Source organism: Faecalibacterium taiwanense, assembly GCF_036632915.2.
Lineage (GTDB): Bacteria > Bacillota > Clostridia > Oscillospirales > Ruminococcaceae > Faecalibacterium > Faecalibacterium taiwanense.
The window spans coordinates 62,129-78,030 of sequence record NZ_CP155552.1; the positions used below are offsets into that span (position 1 = coordinate 62,129).

A 15,902-nucleotide genomic window follows, 5' to 3' on the forward strand; every position below is an offset into this window, starting at 1 on the left:
CGATTTTAAATAGCCTCCGCTTTCGCTCTGGCTATGTTCAGCGGAATCCAGATTTTTTATTTCGCGTTTGTCGCGGCCTGCGGAACTTGTCGGGGCAAGGCCCCGCCATCTGCTGACGCAGACCGCTCGCCGCTTAAAAGCCCCACCGGGGCTTTCATTGCTGCGCAAACGCGGGCCGCTCCAAACGCATTTTCACCAGAAGGGCCGAAACCGGCAGATGCAGTAAAATCTCTTTTGTTGTTGGCCTTTACGGCCCCTTGCGTGAAAAAGCAGAATTGGAACGACCGCAGTCGTTCCAATTCTGCAAAAATAAAAATAAATTTTCCGCTGAATATGGCCAGAGCCTGCGGCGGCCATTTTAAATCGTCAAACTGCACCCTGAACAGGAGGTACCCGCGCCATGCAGCGCACAGAAAAATACTTTGAACAGGACGCTTTCCGCACCCAGTGCGAGAGCATCATCCTTGCCGCAGAGCCGGACGAAAAGACCGGCGGCGGGCGCATTGCGCTGGACGGCACGGTGTTCTACCCGGAGGGCGGCGGTCAGCCTGCCGACCGGGGCACCCTGACCCTGCCGGACGGCACCACGCTGAATGTGACCGATGTGCACGAGCATGACGGCATCCTCTGGCACAGCGTGGACGCCCTGCCGGAAAGTGCCGTTCCCGGCACTGCCGTTTCCGGCTGCATCGACTGGGAATGGCGGTTTGACAAAATGCAGCAGCACACCGGTGAGCACATCCTTTCCGGCATCCTGCACCAGATGTTCGGGGCCGAGAACGTGGGCTTCCACATCGGTTCCGAGGCTGTGCGCATGGACACCAGCGTGCCCATTTCTGCCGAGGGCCTGCAGGCAGCCGAGCTTGCCGCCAACCGCATCGTGTGGCAGGATGTGCCGGTGCTGGTCAGCTACCCCACCCGGGAGGAGCTTGCCGCCCTTGTCTACCGCTCCAAAAAGGAGATCGAAGGGCAGGTGCGCATCGTGACCATTCCCGGTGCGGATGTCTGCGCCTGCTGCGGCACTCACACCCGCACCACCGGACAGGTGGGACAGATCAAAATTCTGGCCAGCGAGAACTACAAGGGCGGCGTGCGGCTGAGCGTGGTGTGCGGCCAGCGGGCATTGCTTGCTGCACAGGCTATGCGCCAGCGGCAGGCAGAGATCGGGGCGCTGCTCTCGGCCAAGGCCGACCAGACCGCTGTGGCGGTGCATCGCGTCTACGATGAGTATACTGCGCTCAAGTTTACACACTTTGGTGTATGTTCTCAGCTGTTCGATGCACTTGCCCAGCTGGCAAACCCCGGTGAGGATGCCATCCGCACAGTGCCCGGCCTTGACCCGGACGGCCTGCACCGGCTGGCGGTGCGCCTGACCGAAGCCACCACCGGTCTCTGCGCCGCCCTGACCCCCACCGAAAAGGGCACCGGCTACTGCATTGCGCAGGCAGACGGCGATGTGCGCGCCCTGACCAAAGCCCTGAACGCCGCCCTGAACGGACGCGGCGGCGGCAAGCCCGGCATCTGTCAGGGCAGCTGCGCCGCTGCACCGGAACAGGTGGAGGAATTTTGCGGGAGCAAAACCGGTAAGCATCCTCGCCCTCTCCGTCTTTGCTTCGCAAAGCCACCTCTCCCAAAGGGAGAGGCTTTGGCAGTACGGAAAACCTTCCGGCTTTGCCAAGGGCTCCCCCTTTGGGGGAGCTGGCGCGTCAGCGCCTGAGAGGGCGAGCCACGTTAATTTTAAGGAGAACAACAAACTATGAGAATGCGTTTCAAACCCTATGCCCACGACGAGCTGATGGCAGCCGATTTCCATGTCCACGAGCCGCTGATCTGGGGCGGCAGGTGGCACGCCCAGTACGCCCGCCCGGAGCAGCCCTTTGTGCTGGAACTGGGCTGCGGCAAGGGCGGCTTCATCTCCCAGTTGGCCTGCGCCCACCCGGAAAACAACTATCTGGGCATTGATATCACCGATAAGGTGCTCATCCTCGCCAAGCGCAAGATCGAAGCCGCCTATCAGGCTGCAGGCCGCCCCATCGACAACGTGAAGATCATGAGCACCGACATCGAGCGCATCAAGGGGGTCATTACCGCCGAGGATACGGTCAGCCGCATCTACATCAACTTCTGCAATCCGTGGAGCAAGAACGGCTCTTCCCACAAGCACCGCCTCACCTACCCGCGCCAGCTCATCAACTACCGTGAGTTCCTCAAGGACGGCGGCGAGATCTACTTCAAGACCGACGACGATGATCTGTTCCGCGACAGTCTGGAATACTTCCCCGCTTCCGGCTACGACATCGAGTGGATGACCTTTGACCTCCATGAGAACGAGCCGGAGTGGAACATCCGCACCGAACACGAGGGCATGTTCACCGAAATGGGCATCAAGATCAAGGCCCTGATCGCCCGCAAGGACCCGGACCCCGCCAGCGTGACCTGGATCGAGCCGAAGATCCTCAAGCGTCAGGCCCGCGAAGCGGCCGAGGCCGAGGCTGCTGCCAAGGCTGCACAGGAAGGCGAAGGCAATGAATGACCCCTGCGAGATCTGCCTGAACAATGTGCAGGACGAGTACGGCAGCTGGTACTGTGCTCAGGGCGGCTGTCTGGACGAGGACGAGATGGCCCGCTATCTTTCCCGCAGCACAGCTGCCTGCCCGTTCTTTGAGCCGGGCGATGAATACAAGATCGTACAAAAACAGAACTGACCTGCACAGCAGCATGATTCTCACAGGAGGTGTTTTATGCTCAACTTTCTCACGACCACCACAGTATGCGGCTTTTCGCTGTATCATGTGCTGGCCTTCTTCCTCATTTATTCCTGCACCGGCTGGTGTCTGGAGGTCATCTTTGCCGCCGCCACCACCGGTCAGCTGGTGAACCGCGGCTTTCTCAACGGCCCGGTGTGCCCCATTTACGGCTTCGGCATGATCATTGTGCTGTTCACCCTGACCCCTTTGCAGGACAGCGTCCTGCTGCTGTACATCGGCGGTGTCATCCTGCCCAGTGCGCTGGAACTGGTAGGCGGCTGGGCACTGTATAAGCTCTATCACACCCGCTGGTGGGACTACAGTGACTTTCCCTTCAACATCGGCGGCTACATCTGTCTGGAATTCAGCCTGCTGTGGGGCGTGGGCACGCTGGTGGTCATGCGCATCGTCCACCCGGTCGTCGCCGGTCTTGTGGATATGGTCCCGCCCTTTGTGGGCTTTGTCGTTATGTGTGTGCTCTATGCAGTCTACGCGGCAGACGTAGTCGTTACGGCCTTTGCCGCCTCCGGTCTGGCCAAGACGCTGGATGCCATGGAGCAGCTGGCCGACAGTATCCATGCCGTCAGCGATGCCATGACCCAGCTGCTGGGCACCACCACCCTGAACGCCGACCAGAAGCTGGACGAGCAGCGCCTGCAGCTCAAGCTTGCTGCCGCTGAGGCCCGCGAAGCCGCACCGAAAAAGCGCGCCCTGCGTGAAACGCTGGCCGCCGTCCGTGCCAAGACCGAAGAGGCCCGCGAGGCCGCAAAGCGTGCTTCCGAGATCGCCAAGCTCAACACGGCCGAAGCCGCCAAGGCTGCACAGCTGGCCGCCAAGGGCACGATGGAGCGCGCTGCCGAGCTGCTGCGTCTGGAACAGCTGGCCGAGGAGCTGCAGGCCCGCAGCGATGAAATGCAGGCCCAGCTGCTGCGCACCCCCCGCATCGTTGGCCCGCGCCGCATGCTGCGCGCCTTCCCCGGCCTGAAGCATGGCGTAAAAAAGACCACCCTCAAGGCCCTGCGCCTTGGTCTTGCCCGCCGGGAAAGCCCCGAAGAAGAACCGAAGAAAAACGGCTCCGACACTCGCAAGGATGCCTGAGACCGCTGCCCAAAAGACCGCTGCACAGGAATGCAGCGGTCTTTTTATGCCCCGCCTTTCGGACCCGTCCGGCGTTCCGTTCTTTTTGCCGCAATGTCGCAATGTTTTAAATATCTATTTTCAAAGGTTTAAAATCGTGCTATACTGTTTTCTAAAATGCCATATTTTGTCGAAAACATCCAACAGCGAGGGATTTATCATGTCCGAAGAACTGAAGTCGAATGAAAATGTCGGCGCACTGCAACCCGATGCACTTGCACAGATCGCATCGGTAGACCCCAGCCCGGCCGTGGGCGGTGTGCACCGCTTTACTCCGGCCATGCTCGGCCGTCTCAAGAAGCAGCGTCAGCTGCTGAGCGAGCTGGAGCACGCCCTGAAAAATCACGAGTTCTGCTTCTTTCTGCAGCCCAAGTGCAACAGCATGACCCGCGCCATCGTGGGCATGGAAGCACTGGTGCGCTGGAACCACCCCACCCGCGGCTGCGTGCCCCCGTCTGAGTTCATGCCCCTGCTGGAAAGCACCGGCCTTGTGACCCAGCTGGATCAGTACATCTGGGAGTCTGTCTGCAAGACCCTGCACAAGTGGCAGGAGAGCGGCAGCAATCTTGTGCCTGTATCTGTGAATGTTTCCGTGGTGGATATCGTCAATCTGGACGTGCCGCAGATCTTCTCCAACCTTGTGGAAAAGTATCAGCTGGAGCCCAAGCTCCTGCTGGCCGAGATCACCGAGACCATGCTGGCCGAAAACGCTTCTCTGGTGGAAAACACCATCCAGGGCCTGCACCGCAAAGGTTTCTCTGTGATGATGGACGACTTTGGCAGCGGCTATTCTTCGCTGAATATGCTCAAGGACACCAACGTGGATGCCATCAAGCTGGACATGAAGCTCATCGACATGAACCAGCAGAACCGCAGCAAGGGCGTGCAGATCGTGGAATCGGTGGTGGATATGGCCCACCGCCTGAATCTGCCCATCATCGCCGAGGGCGTGGAAACGCCGGAGCAGGTCTCCATGCTACAGGCCGCCGACTGCCTGTATACGCAGGGCTATTATTTCTACAAGCCCATGCCGGTGGAGAACGCCGAGGCCCTGCTGGCCCAGCCCAACAGCGAGGATTACTGGGATATGCGCCGCGACCTGATGCGCCGCGACCTGATGCGCCATGACCGCCGGGTCCCCGTCTCCGACAGTGAGCAGACCGCACTGGCACTGCAGGCCTACCAGATCTTTGCGGATAATGTGCTGGAGCTTTCCCTGCTGAATCTTTCCACCGGCGAATACCGGGTCATCAAGCGGGATTCACGCCTGCCCGGTGCCGGTTCGGACACCGAGGAGGACTTTGCCGCTTACTGTGAGCGCATGGTGACGAACAAGGTGATCCACCCGGACGACGCGGAGATGTTCACCGACCAGACCGATCTGGAGACCCTGCGCTCCGCTGTTTTCAGCACCCAGCAGCCGGAGGCCTACCGCTTCCGCAAAAACGTGTCCGGCCAGTTCGTGTGGATCACCATGGAATTTCTGCCCTGCCGCAACTGCTGCGCCCAGAACCCATGGGCCACCGTGGTGGTGCGTGAGGATGCACAGGCCGACCATCTCAGCGAGGAGCTGGACTTCTCCTACAGCCACGACACCCTGACTGGCCTGCTGAACCGCAGCCTCTTCGAGACCGATCTGCGGACGCTGCAGTCCAGCGAATACGACTCCATGGTGTGCACCTACATCGATGTGGTGGGCCTGCACGAGATCAACAACCATCTGGGCCACCGCAGCGGCGATGCCATGCTCTGCTTCATTGCCAATGCGGCCCGCAAGTTCTTTGTTTCCAGCCGCATCTACCGCATCGGCGGTGACGAATTCGTGATCTTCACCCCGAACCAGCCGCCCTACAGCGTGTGGGTGGCTGTGGACAAGATGCGTGCTTTCCTGCGCGAGAAGGAATATGAGATCTCGGTGGGCATCCAGAGCACCAACAACCTGCACCGGCTGGACGATGCCATGAATCAGGCCGAAGCTGCCATGCGGCAGGACAAGCAGGCCTATTATGCCCGCAACGGCCAGGAGCGCCAGCTGCGGGGCCTGAACGAGAAGCTGGAGCAGACCCTGACCGAAAAGCGGGATGCCGAGCATTTCCTGCGGGTCCTTGCCCCCAAGTACAAGAGCGTGTTCGTTGTGGATCTGAAGACCGACCGTATGCGCGGCGTGATCGTCCCGGACTATTTCCAGAAAATTCTGGACACCTCCGGCGGCTCTTTCCTCGCCGTTCTGCAGCAGTACCGTGATACGCAGGTGCAGCCCGCCTACCGCGAGAGTCTGGCGGACCTGCTGGACTACAACTATATCCGCAGCAAGGTCCTGACCGGCGACATCGTGGAGCACACCTATAAAAAGACCGACGACACCACCTTCCGCGTCAAGGTGACACCCTACTCCAGGAGTGGCTCTCATATCGATGAAACGCTCTGGATCTTCTCGGATGAAGGGGCATCCCTTACCCCTCCCCAGACAAAATAAGTGACTAAAGAAAAAGAGACGGCTGATTTGAACGATCAGCCGTCTCTTTTTAGTTTATGCCCACAGATTTTCCGGGTACTGGCCCTCTGCCGTTTTGCGGGCGATGGCTTCCACCACCAGCGGCTTGTCCTCACGGTAGGTGACGCCGTACCATTTATCCGTGCTGCGCAGCACCTGAATTTTTGCCTTGCCCTCTTCGATCAGCTCCGTGACCACCAGCGGCAGGAAATACTCACACTTGAGCGGGTTTTTAGGCAGATTTTCGGTCAGCCAGCCCGCAAAGCGCTGCTCGGCTTCGTCCAGAAAGCTTTTGCCGAAGCCCCACAGGTTCATGCTCACCGGGGTATCGCCGGGCAGATCGGTCCAGCTTGCGCCGCCGTCCTCGGTGAAGTGTACGCCGTTTTCGTACGTTTCAATGCGGGTGCGTTCGGTCACACTGTGCAGGGTGCCGTCGGGTTCGGTCACGCATACGCCGCGGGCCACGCTGCCGTTCTCGGAGACAGTGTTCCGGAGCAGATAGCTTACCATGCAGTAGTCGTAATAGCTGCCGTCCTCGTGGGTGGACAGGTAATCATACATCACCCGGAAGGCCTCCGGGCCGTAATAATCATCGGCATTGATGACTGCAAACGGGCCGTCGATGAGGTCCTTTGCAGCCAGAACGGCGTGGCAGGTGCCCCAGGGCTTGACACGGCCCTCCGGCACGGCAAAGCCTGCGGGCAGCTCATCCAGCTGCTGGAAGGCGTATTTCACGTTCATGGCCTTGGATACACGCTCGCCGATGGCTGCCTTGAAAGCATCCTCGATCTCATGCTTGATAACAAAGATCACCGTCTCAAAGCCTGCGCGGCGGGCATCGTAAAGGGAATAATCCACGATCACCTGACCGTTCGGCCCCACCGGGTCGATCTGCTTCATGCCGCCGTAGCGGCTGCCCATGCCAGCCGCCATGACTACCAGTACCGGTTTGTTCATATAAGGTTCCTCCCGTATCTGAGCCGCAGCCGCGGCAGAATATTTATTGTCTCATTATACTCCATTTTGGACAGAAAAACAATTTGAAATGGCTCCGCCTCGCTCTGCCATTTTTCAATCGTCCCTTCGTTCAGCAAGTTAAAATTTCCAAAATATGCAATTTATTCTTGCAAAAGTATTGTTTTTGCCATGTAAATATTGTATAATGGCGGCATCAATGCAGGTTTTACCTGTCAAAAAGTGTCCTTTAGTGAAAGCGAAGCTTTCCAACACGATCAAGAAAGAGGTATTTTATCATGAATGAAGCCGTTACCAAGCGCTTTCTGCTGTATTTCCGCCTGATGCTGCTGGTGTGGATCCTGATCGCCAATGCCATCATCCATGTGACCGGCCTGGAGTACAGCTGGCTGATCTTTCTGAGCAATATCATGATGTTCACGCTGGAAGGCGATGTGAAGGATCGCTTCGTCACCGTTGAGCTGGGTGGTCTTGTGGGCCTGATCCTCACTGTGATCGCTCTGCTTTCCATCACGGCCCTGACCCCGGTGCTGGGCGGCTTCTTCGGCTTCCTCATCCCGCTGGCCGTGGTGCTGTTCATCCTCATCATCCTGCACCCCTACGCACCCAAGGTGCTGAACAACGTGGGCTTTGCCTACCTGACTGTGGCCTGCATCGACACCACCGCTCTGGCCACCCACCTGCCCCAGTTCTTCATCACCTTCATCGTGGGTTCCATTCTCTTCAACGGCGTGTGCGTGCTGCTGATGAAGCCTGCCAAGGCTCTGGCCGTCAAGAGCGTCCAGAAGGAAAACGTGTAACTCTCTTTACGGAGTATATAACATAAGCGAAGGCCCCGTTCCGATCGGAACAGGGCCTTCCCGTTTATGTGTTGTTATTTGCCGAAAATTGCACACTGTCGATTTTTGTGCTATACTGGTCGCGCTGCCCTTCCCATTCTGGCATCAGAAGGGGGTGAGGACCGATGAACTCAATTTTAGGCAACTTTCTCGTGGCTGTCGCAGCGCAGGTAACGGCAAACTATCTGTGCAAGTGGCTTGATAGTCACCGCAAGGGCAAGTAAGCACAAGAACCCCCTTGGAGCGGCAACTCCGAGGGGGTTCACTTTTGTGTGAGACCGATGCAATACTCAATCTCTATCAACTTTCTCTACCCTTATTATATGCATCCTTGCAAAAAAGTCAAGGCGGCGGTATTTTTTTCAGTTTGCGGCATCCATACGGATCCTTACATTCGTTGTTGCCATGCAAAAAAAGCGCCGCTCTCCCCTGCCGGAAAAGCGGCGCTTTGTGTTTTGCAGTGTCTGCTTACAGGCTGCGGTTGCGGATCTCGGCAGTCACCTTTGCGATGAACGCATCCAGCTCCATCGTGGTGGTCTCGCCCTTGCGGTCACGCACCGAGATGTTGCCTGCCTCGGCTTCCTTGGCACCCAGAACCAGCATATAAGGCACACGGTCCACCTGCTGTGCCTCGCGGATCTTGTAGCCGATCTTCTGGTTGTCGTCGTCCAGCACAACACGGACACCGGCTTCCACCAGCTTTTCGGTCACGCCCTCGGCGTAGTCCAGCGTCTTTTCGGAAACGGGCAGCACCTTGACCTGCGTGGGAGCCAGCCAGGTGGGGAACTTGCCCTTGGTCTCTTCGATCAGGTAAGCCATGAAGCGGTCCAGAGAGCCCAGGATGGCGCGGTGCAGCACCACGGGGGTCTTTTCGGTGCCGTCCTTGTCCACGTAGGTCAGGTGGAACTTTGCGGGCAGGCAGAAGTCCAGCTGGCAGGTGGACAGGGTGTACTCGGCACCCACGGCGGGCTTGACGTTCACGTCCAGCTTGGGGCCGTAGAAGGCAGCCTCGCCGATCTCCTCGGTGAAGTGGATGCCCAGCTCGGTCAGCACTTCGCGCAGGGCCTGCTCTGCATGGTTCCACATGGCATCATCGTCGTGGTACTTCTTCTTATCGGCAGGATCACGCAGGCTCAGCACGCAGCGGTAATCGGTAATGTTGAAGTCCTTGTACACCTCAAAGATCAGGTCGCACACGTTTGCGACCTCGCTCTTGATCTGCTCCGGGGTGCAGAACAGGTGAGCATCGTTCTGGCAGAAGTGACGGCCGCGCTCGATGCCCTTCAGGGTGCCGGAGGACTCGTAACGGAAATCGTGGGCGATCTCACCGATGCGCATAGGCAGGTCACGGTAAGAATGGGGACGATTTGCGTAGATCATCATGTGGTGGGGGCAGTTCATCGGGCGCAGAACATAGCTCTCGCCCTCCATCTCCATGGCGGGGAACATGTTCTCACGGTAGTGATCCCAGTGACCGGAGGTCTTATACAGGTTCACAGTGCCGATGCAGGGAGTCATAACGTGCAGATAGCCGCGTGCACGCTCCTTCTCCTTGATATAGTTCTCCAGCTCCTGCCAGACGGTGTAGCCTGCGGGCAGGAACATGGGCAGGCCGCGGCCAACCAGATCGTCGGTCATGAACAGGCCCATTTCCTTGCCGATCTTGCGGTGATCGCGCTCACGGGCCTCCTGCTGCTCCTTCTCCCATGCATCCAGCTCTTCCTGATTGCGGAAGGCCACGCCATTGATGCGGGTGAGCATCTTGTTTTCTTTGTCGTTCTTCCAGTATGCGCCGGACTGCTGGGTGATCTTGAAGGCCTTCAGCGCCTTGGTGTAGGTCAGGTGGGGTCCGATGCACATATCCACGTACTCGCCCTGCTGGAAGAAGCTGAACTCGGTCTCATCGGCCAGATCAGCCATGTGCTCGATCTTGTAGTTCTCCTTGCGCTCTTCCATCAGCTTCACGGCCTCGGCGCGGGGCAGGATGAAAGGCTTGATGGGCAGGTTCTCCTTGACGATCTTGCGCATCTCTTTTTCGATGTTTGCCAGATCCTCGTCGCTGAGCTTCTGGTCGCCCAGATCGACGTCGTAGTAGAAGCCGTTCTCGGTAGCGGGGCCGAAGGCGAAATCAGCCTGCGGATACAGGCGCTTGATGGCCTGCGCCATGATGTGGGCTGCGGTGTGACGGATAACGTGCAGTTCCTGATCCTGCGGGCACTCGTCCACATGACCGTCCTTATAGATGATCTTCATAATGTTTGCTCCTTTGACAGATAAAGTAAAACAAAAAAGCGCTTCATCCCGCACACTTACTCACGGGATGAAGCGCCTGAAAAAATCAGAAACGTTCCACGGTTCCACCCGAATTGCGTGCTTTTCTGCACGCCACTCGCTGTGCTGTAACGGGCGCACCCGGCAGAGGTTCTCCTCTGCGCTCTGCGGTGGTAGAGCTCCGGCACATGACAGGCTGCTTGCAGCGCCCTTGCGGGGCAGCCCTCTCTGCATCATGGAGACGGGAACTCAGTTTGTCCGCATCATCGCTTTTACAGGATGAAACTACGCTGATTGTAGCACGTCCCGCCGAAAAAATCAAGAGACGCAGCCATGAAATTTTTTCTTCATTTTTCTTCCTTCGGCTGCAGGAATTCCGAAAAAAGCTTGCTGGTGCGGAACCCCTGACTGGAGTACAGGCTGTGATAGCCAGAGAACATATAGCTCAGGCCGCAGGCCAGCGCCATCAGCTCAAACCCGGCCCCGCTGAACAGCTCAGCCGCCAGTACAATGGAAGCCACCAGCGTATTGGTCGCCCCGCAGAACACGCACACCAGACCCACTGCAGCAGAAAAGCCCGCCGGGAGCCCCAGCAGCGGCCCCACCACGCAGCCAAACGTTGCGCCGATGTAAAAACTCGGCACCACTTCGCCGCCCTTGAAGCCCACGCTCAGGGTCAGCACTGTAAGCACCATTTTGCACACAAAGTCCCACGGCAGAGCCTGCTCCAGCTCAACGGCATCCATAATGACATCCATGCCGGCACCGTTATAGCGGCCCACCCCCATCAGGTAGGACAGCGCTACCACAGCCGCACCGCCTGCAGCAGCCCGCACCCACGGATTCGGCAGCAGTTTGGGGATCTTATGCTCAAAAAAGTGCAGCATCTGGCAGAAAATCACCGCCACCACCGCGCAGCACATGGCCAGCACGGCGGTGCGCACCACCGTCCGGGCATCCAGCGGCGGCGCTTCCATCACAAACCGTGTGGGCGCAATGCCGGCCTTCAGCGAGATGCTGTATGCAATGAGCGCCGCCAGAAAGCCCGGCACGAAGGCCACGGTCAGCATCAGGCCCACATCCACCACCATCATCGCAAACAGGGTCGCGGTCAGCGGTGTACCGAACAGCGCCGAAAAAAATGCCGCCATGCCGCACACGGTAGCCGTGCGGCAGTCATGATTGTTGAAGTGCAGCACCCGGCCGATATTCCAGCCGATGCTGCCGCCCATCTGCAGCGCTGCGCCCTCGCGGCCGGCCGAGCCGCCGCACAGATGGGTGAGCACAGTGCCCAGAAAGATGGCCGGGACCAGCCACGGCGTCACCGAGCTGCCGTCCTGCACGGCCCGCAGCACATCGTTGGTGCCCTTGCCGACACAGCCTGTCGCCTTATACAGAGCCGTAATGGCAATGCCTGCCGCAGGCAGAAGCCATAGCAGCCAGACCTGCTCTGCGCGCTGCTCGGTCACCCATTCCACTGCCAGATGGAACAGCGTTCCGATACCGCCGCACAGCACGCCGGTGCACACAGCCAGAAGCGTCCACCGGAACAGTGCCAGAAGCGAGACCCGGATCGCTTCCTTATAATGCAGGAACCATTCCTTTATTTTCCACATGTTTCTTCCCCGCACCTCTCTTATTTTCGATCTGATTTTGTCTATATGCGCCAAAACATAACATGTTTTTCTATCAATGTCAACCAAAGAACGGCAAAGGATATTATACAATTTTTACATACCCGGTAAAACAAATGCCAAAAGCCCCGCTTCTTTGTGCGCAGAAGCGGGGCTTTTGATTTGGTTGCCATTAGAGATTTTGGAGCTTTACTCCACATCCTGCAGGGCGGCAAAGTCCTCTTCGCCGGTGCGGATCTTGACCACGCGGGTCACGTTGTACACAAAGATCTTGCCGTCGCCGATATGGCCGGTGTACAGTGCCTTCTTGGCAGCCTCCACCACAGCGTCCACGCTGATCTTGGAGACGATCACCTCCACCTTGATCTTGGGCAGCAGGGTGGTATCCACAGGCACGCCGCGGTACTTTTCGGAAGTGCCCTTCTGGATGCCGCAGCCCATCACCTGAGTGACGGTCATGCCGGTAACGCCCAGATCGTTGAGGGCAGTCTTGAGCTGATCGAACTTGGAAAGCTTTGCAATGATGGACACCTTGTGCATACCGGTGTCGTACACGCCATCGTGGATCACGGGCGAAGGCTCGCGCACCACAGGAACGGCAGCGCTGATCTGCTTGTCGGTGGCCTTGGTCACATCGTCCTCGCCGAGGTCGGTGTTCTCGTTGGGCACCATGGCAGCAGAGTTTGCATCGGAGATGGAGAAACCAGCGTAAGCGGATGCCAGACCATGCTCGTGGATATCCAGACCGTCGATCTCCACCTCTGCGGGAACGCGCAGGCCGATGAACTTATCGATGAGCTTGAAGATAATGAACATCACAACGACAACGTAGATGTCAACGGTCACGAGGCCCAGCAGCTGGGTGCCCAGCTGTGCCAGACCGCCGCCGTAGAAGAGACCTGCGTGCTCAGTGTTGGCACCGGTGGAGAACAGGCCCACCGCAATGGTGCCCCACACGCCGTTTGCAAAGTGGACGGAAACTGCACCAACAGGGTCATCCACCTTGGCGATGTTATCGAAGAACTCAACGCTCAGAACAACGAGCAAGCCGGCCACAAAGCCGATGAAGAATGCGCCGAACGGAGAAACGGTATCGCAGCCTGCAGTGATCGCCACCAGACCGGCCAGAGAACCGTTCAGGGTCATGGAGACATCGGGCTTTCCGTAGCGCAGCCAGGTGAAGATCATAGTCACACAGGTGGCAACGGCTGCGGCAAGGTTGGTGTTGAAGCAGACCAGACCGGTCATGGTCATGGCCTCGTCGGTGGCAAGGCTCAGAGAAGAACCGCCGTTGAAGCCGAACCAGCAGAACCACAGGATGAACACGCCCAGAGCACCGGCGGTCAGGTTGTGGCCGGGAATGGCGTGAGGCTTGCCGTTCTTGTCGTACTTGCCGATGCGGGGACCCAGCATCCATGCGCCCAGCAGAGCGATGACACCGCCCACATTGTGGACTGCTGCAGAGCCTGCAAAATCATGGAAGCCCATGCTCTGCAGCCAGCCGCCGCCCCACATCCAGTGGCCGCAGATGGGGTAGACCACCAGCGAGATCGCAGCAGAATAAACGCAGTAAGCCTTGAAGTTGGTGCGCTCGGCCATGGAGCCGGAAACGATGGTGGCGGCCGTTGCGCAGAACACGGTCTGGAACACGATGTAGACCCACAGCGGGATATCCAGACCCAGATGGCTGTAATCGCCCTGAATGAACGGGTCGAAGCCGCCGATCAGTGCGCCGGTGCCGCCGAACATCAGGCCAAAGCCGATAATCCAGTAGCACGGAGTGCCGATGCAGAAGTCCATCATATTCTTCATCAGAATATTACCGGTGTTCTTGGCACGGGTGAAACCGGCTTCGCACAAGGCGAAGCCCGCCTGCATGAAGTAGACAAGGAACGCTCCCACGAGCGTCCAACAGGTGTTGACGGAGCTGAACATAACTTTTCATACCTCCCACGAATGTGATGCCGCAAGGCCACCAGAACCTTTTGGCGTGTGCGGTGTTCCCCGTGCCGATCGCACGCAGGAACGCTTCATTTGCACTCAGGAGACCCTCTATCTTCCCCCGAGCGGCAATATCCCCGAAAACACAAAAGGCGCTGGCGGAATCAATTCCGTCAGCGCCTTTGCTTTCGATGGCAAGAGTATAGTCCCTTTGTGCAAAAGTGTCAAGGGCTCATGTTAAGGTTTTACGTTTTTCACAACGCAAAGAAAGTTATCACGGCAAAAGTTTGGCAAAACTTTGTTTTCAGCTGCGCACTAGTCATTCTTTTCCGTTTCTGTGTCGTTTTCTGCTTTTTTGCGGCCGGAGCGGTGTCCGCCCTGCATTTCCCAGTGCAGCATCAGGCTCATCATGGCGCGCAGCGCAAAGGTGGCAGCCAGCGGCACCACCGACTCCAGATTCTGCAAAAGGAAGGTCTTTGCGATCTCCGCCGACATCAGGAATTCCAGCGCCGTGGTCAGGCCGCTGCTCATCTCGTGGTGGAAATCATGGTGGTCATGGAAGAAGGTCGCCCGCACATAGTGGTAGGTGGCCTTGATAAGACTGGTGACGATGATGAACAGACCGATCACTTCGGCAAGGCCCGCGATCATGGGCACTGCGGTCTCCAGAAAGCCTTCCAGTCCATGGGTAACGCCTGCGTTCAGATGATAAAGCCAGCCCATAGCAGCATCCTCTTACAGCAGCGTCTTGACGTATGCTGCCAGCTCCTCGTCCTTGCAGGAGGCGAAGAACAGCTCGCTGAACTTTGCACCGGCCACAGCGCCCTTCAGCAGGTCCTGATCGATGCTCTTCAGGCACTCGATCAGCGGCTTGAAGGTAGCGGCACGCACGCCGTCCAGGATCTTCTTGTTGCGCTGCTCAGGCTCCACGCGCTCCTTGGGGTAGCCCTGACCGTGGCCGAAGCCGAACAGTTTCTCGAAGCAGTACTCAAGGTTCAGCTCACCGCCCCAGCCGAAGCCCTTGGCAAACGGCATGGCAACGGCGTTGCCGTCGTTCACGTGGGCAAAGGTGTAGGCATCCACAGGGTCCTCCACATGGCCGCAGATCACGCCGGGGAAGCTGTTCAGTGCCAGCATGGCACCCTCGCCGGTGCCGCAGCCGGTGATGACATAATCGGCTGCGCCGCTGTTCAGCAGGATGGCAGCCAGAATGCCGCACTGCACATAGGTCAGCTGGGCAGCATCGTCGGCAGCGTACATGCCGTAGTTGACCACCTCGTGGCCCATGGGCTCCACCACCTTTTTCAGGGCAGCTTCAATGATGCCATTCTTGGCGGCCTGACTGTTCTCGTTGATGAGTGCAATCTTCATAGTAGTTTCTTCTCCTTTTATGATCTTCTCCTGCAGGTGCAGGTGTTATACAAAGTCCTCGCGCATGGGGGTAAAGAAGTCCATCATCACGCCGCCTTCCAGACACACACAGCCGTGCATCACGCCGTCCTGCTTGAGCAGGGTGTCGCCGGGGCCCACCTCGCGGGTCTCGTCGCCGATGGTAAAGCGGTAGCGGCCGGAGACGATGTAGGTGACCTGCGTGTGCGGGTGGCAGTGCATGGCACCCACACCGCCGGTCTCAAAGGTATTTTCCACGCACATGGCATCCTTGCTGTAGGCCAGAATGCGGCGCTTTACGCCCTTGCCGCACACCTCCGGCTCGATCTCGGCATGGGGCACCCATACTGCGTCTTTATGCTGTTTTTCCATTATAACACAACATCCTTTCCCATACAAACACAAAAAGCGGCAGCCAGCAGGCAAAGCCTGCCCGGCTGCCGCCGTGCTCAGTCCTTTGGGATATCCTCAGCCA

General features: G+C 58.2%; 14 protein-coding genes. 6 read left to right on the top strand and 8 right to left on the bottom strand.

The window, feature by feature from the left end:
* Window positions 1-56: 56 nt before the first annotated feature.
* Window positions 57-377, bottom strand: coding sequence for a hypothetical protein (locus tag PXT33_RS00290; protein ID WP_101956509.1), 321 nt, complete (start codon window positions 375-377; stop codon window positions 57-59).
* A gap of 23 nt (window positions 378-400) precedes the next feature.
* Between PXT33_RS00290 and PXT33_RS00295 the strand changes: the two genes are divergently transcribed.
* From PXT33_RS00295 to PXT33_RS00315, 5 genes are all read left to right on the top strand, one after another.
* Window positions 401-1,717, top strand: coding sequence for an alanyl-tRNA editing protein (locus PXT33_RS00295; RefSeq protein WP_347070419.1), 1,317 nt, complete (start codon window positions 401-403; stop codon window positions 1,715-1,717).
* Between the two features lie 39 nt (window positions 1,718-1,756).
* A complete protein-coding gene (gene trmB / locus PXT33_RS00300; protein ID WP_097774175.1) occupies window positions 1,757-2,533 on the top strand; it encodes a tRNA (guanosine(46)-N7)-methyltransferase TrmB in 777 nt (258 codons plus the stop codon).
* Window positions 2,526-2,705, top strand: a complete 180-nt coding sequence (locus PXT33_RS00305; RefSeq protein ID WP_097777082.1) for a DUF6472 family protein — start codon at window positions 2,526-2,528, stop codon at window positions 2,703-2,705. Before trmB ends, PXT33_RS00305 begins: the two co-directional genes overlap by 8 nt.
* A 36-nt stretch (window positions 2,706-2,741) precedes the next feature.
* A complete protein-coding gene (locus PXT33_RS00310; RefSeq protein ID WP_207699079.1) occupies window positions 2,742-3,845 on the top strand; it encodes a putative ABC transporter permease in 1,104 nt (367 codons plus the stop codon).
* 199 nt (window positions 3,846-4,044) lie between these two features.
* On the top strand, window positions 4,045-6,360 hold the full coding sequence (locus PXT33_RS00315; RefSeq protein ID WP_332375727.1) for a GGDEF domain-containing protein: 2,316 nt from the start codon (window positions 4,045-4,047) through the stop codon (window positions 6,358-6,360).
* A gap of 54 nt (window positions 6,361-6,414) precedes the next feature.
* On the opposite strand, the gene PXT33_RS00320 is transcribed toward PXT33_RS00315, so the two are convergent.
* Window positions 6,415-7,335, bottom strand: a complete 921-nt coding sequence (locus PXT33_RS00320) for a sugar phosphate nucleotidyltransferase (RefSeq protein WP_097774179.1) — start codon at window positions 7,333-7,335, stop codon at window positions 6,415-6,417.
* Window positions 7,336-7,631: 296 nt separating this feature from the next.
* On the opposite strand from PXT33_RS00320, the gene PXT33_RS00325 reads away from it, so the two are divergent.
* Window positions 7,632-8,153, top strand: coding sequence for a hypothetical protein (locus PXT33_RS00325; protein ID WP_120081319.1), 522 nt, complete (start codon window positions 7,632-7,634; stop codon window positions 8,151-8,153).
* Window positions 8,154-8,660: 507 nt separating this feature from the next.
* Here PXT33_RS00325 and thrS read toward each other — a convergent pair.
* The 6 genes from thrS to PXT33_RS00355 all read right to left on the bottom strand — a co-directional run bounded on the left by thrS (window position 8,661) and on the right by PXT33_RS00355 (window position 15,799).
* A complete protein-coding gene (gene thrS / locus PXT33_RS00330) occupies window positions 8,661-10,445 on the bottom strand; it encodes a threonine--tRNA ligase (RefSeq protein WP_005938348.1) in 1,785 nt (594 codons plus the stop codon).
* Window positions 10,446-10,810: 365 nt separating this feature from the next.
* On the bottom strand, window positions 10,811-12,079 hold the full coding sequence (locus PXT33_RS00335) for a chloride channel protein (protein WP_207699081.1): 1,269 nt from the start codon (window positions 12,077-12,079) through the stop codon (window positions 10,811-10,813).
* A gap of 207 nt (window positions 12,080-12,286) precedes the next feature.
* Window positions 12,287-14,032 carry an ammonium transporter gene (locus PXT33_RS00340; RefSeq protein WP_097774182.1) on the bottom strand — a complete coding sequence of 582 codons (1,746 nt, stop codon included), beginning with the start codon at window positions 14,030-14,032 and terminating at the stop codon, window positions 12,287-12,289.
* Between the two features lie 321 nt (window positions 14,033-14,353).
* Window positions 14,354-14,761, bottom strand: a complete 408-nt coding sequence (locus PXT33_RS00345; protein ID WP_332375728.1) for a DUF1622 domain-containing protein — start codon at window positions 14,759-14,761, stop codon at window positions 14,354-14,356.
* A gap of 12 nt (window positions 14,762-14,773) precedes the next feature.
* Entirely contained in the window at window positions 14,774-15,409 is a 636-nt protein-coding gene (locus PXT33_RS00350; RefSeq protein ID WP_097781014.1) for an RpiB/LacA/LacB family sugar-phosphate isomerase, read from the bottom strand.
* A gap of 45 nt (window positions 15,410-15,454) precedes the next feature.
* Window positions 15,455-15,799, bottom strand: coding sequence for a cupin domain-containing protein (locus tag PXT33_RS00355; RefSeq protein WP_097781015.1), 345 nt, complete (start codon window positions 15,797-15,799; stop codon window positions 15,455-15,457).
* Window positions 15,800-15,902 lie beyond the last annotated feature (103 nt).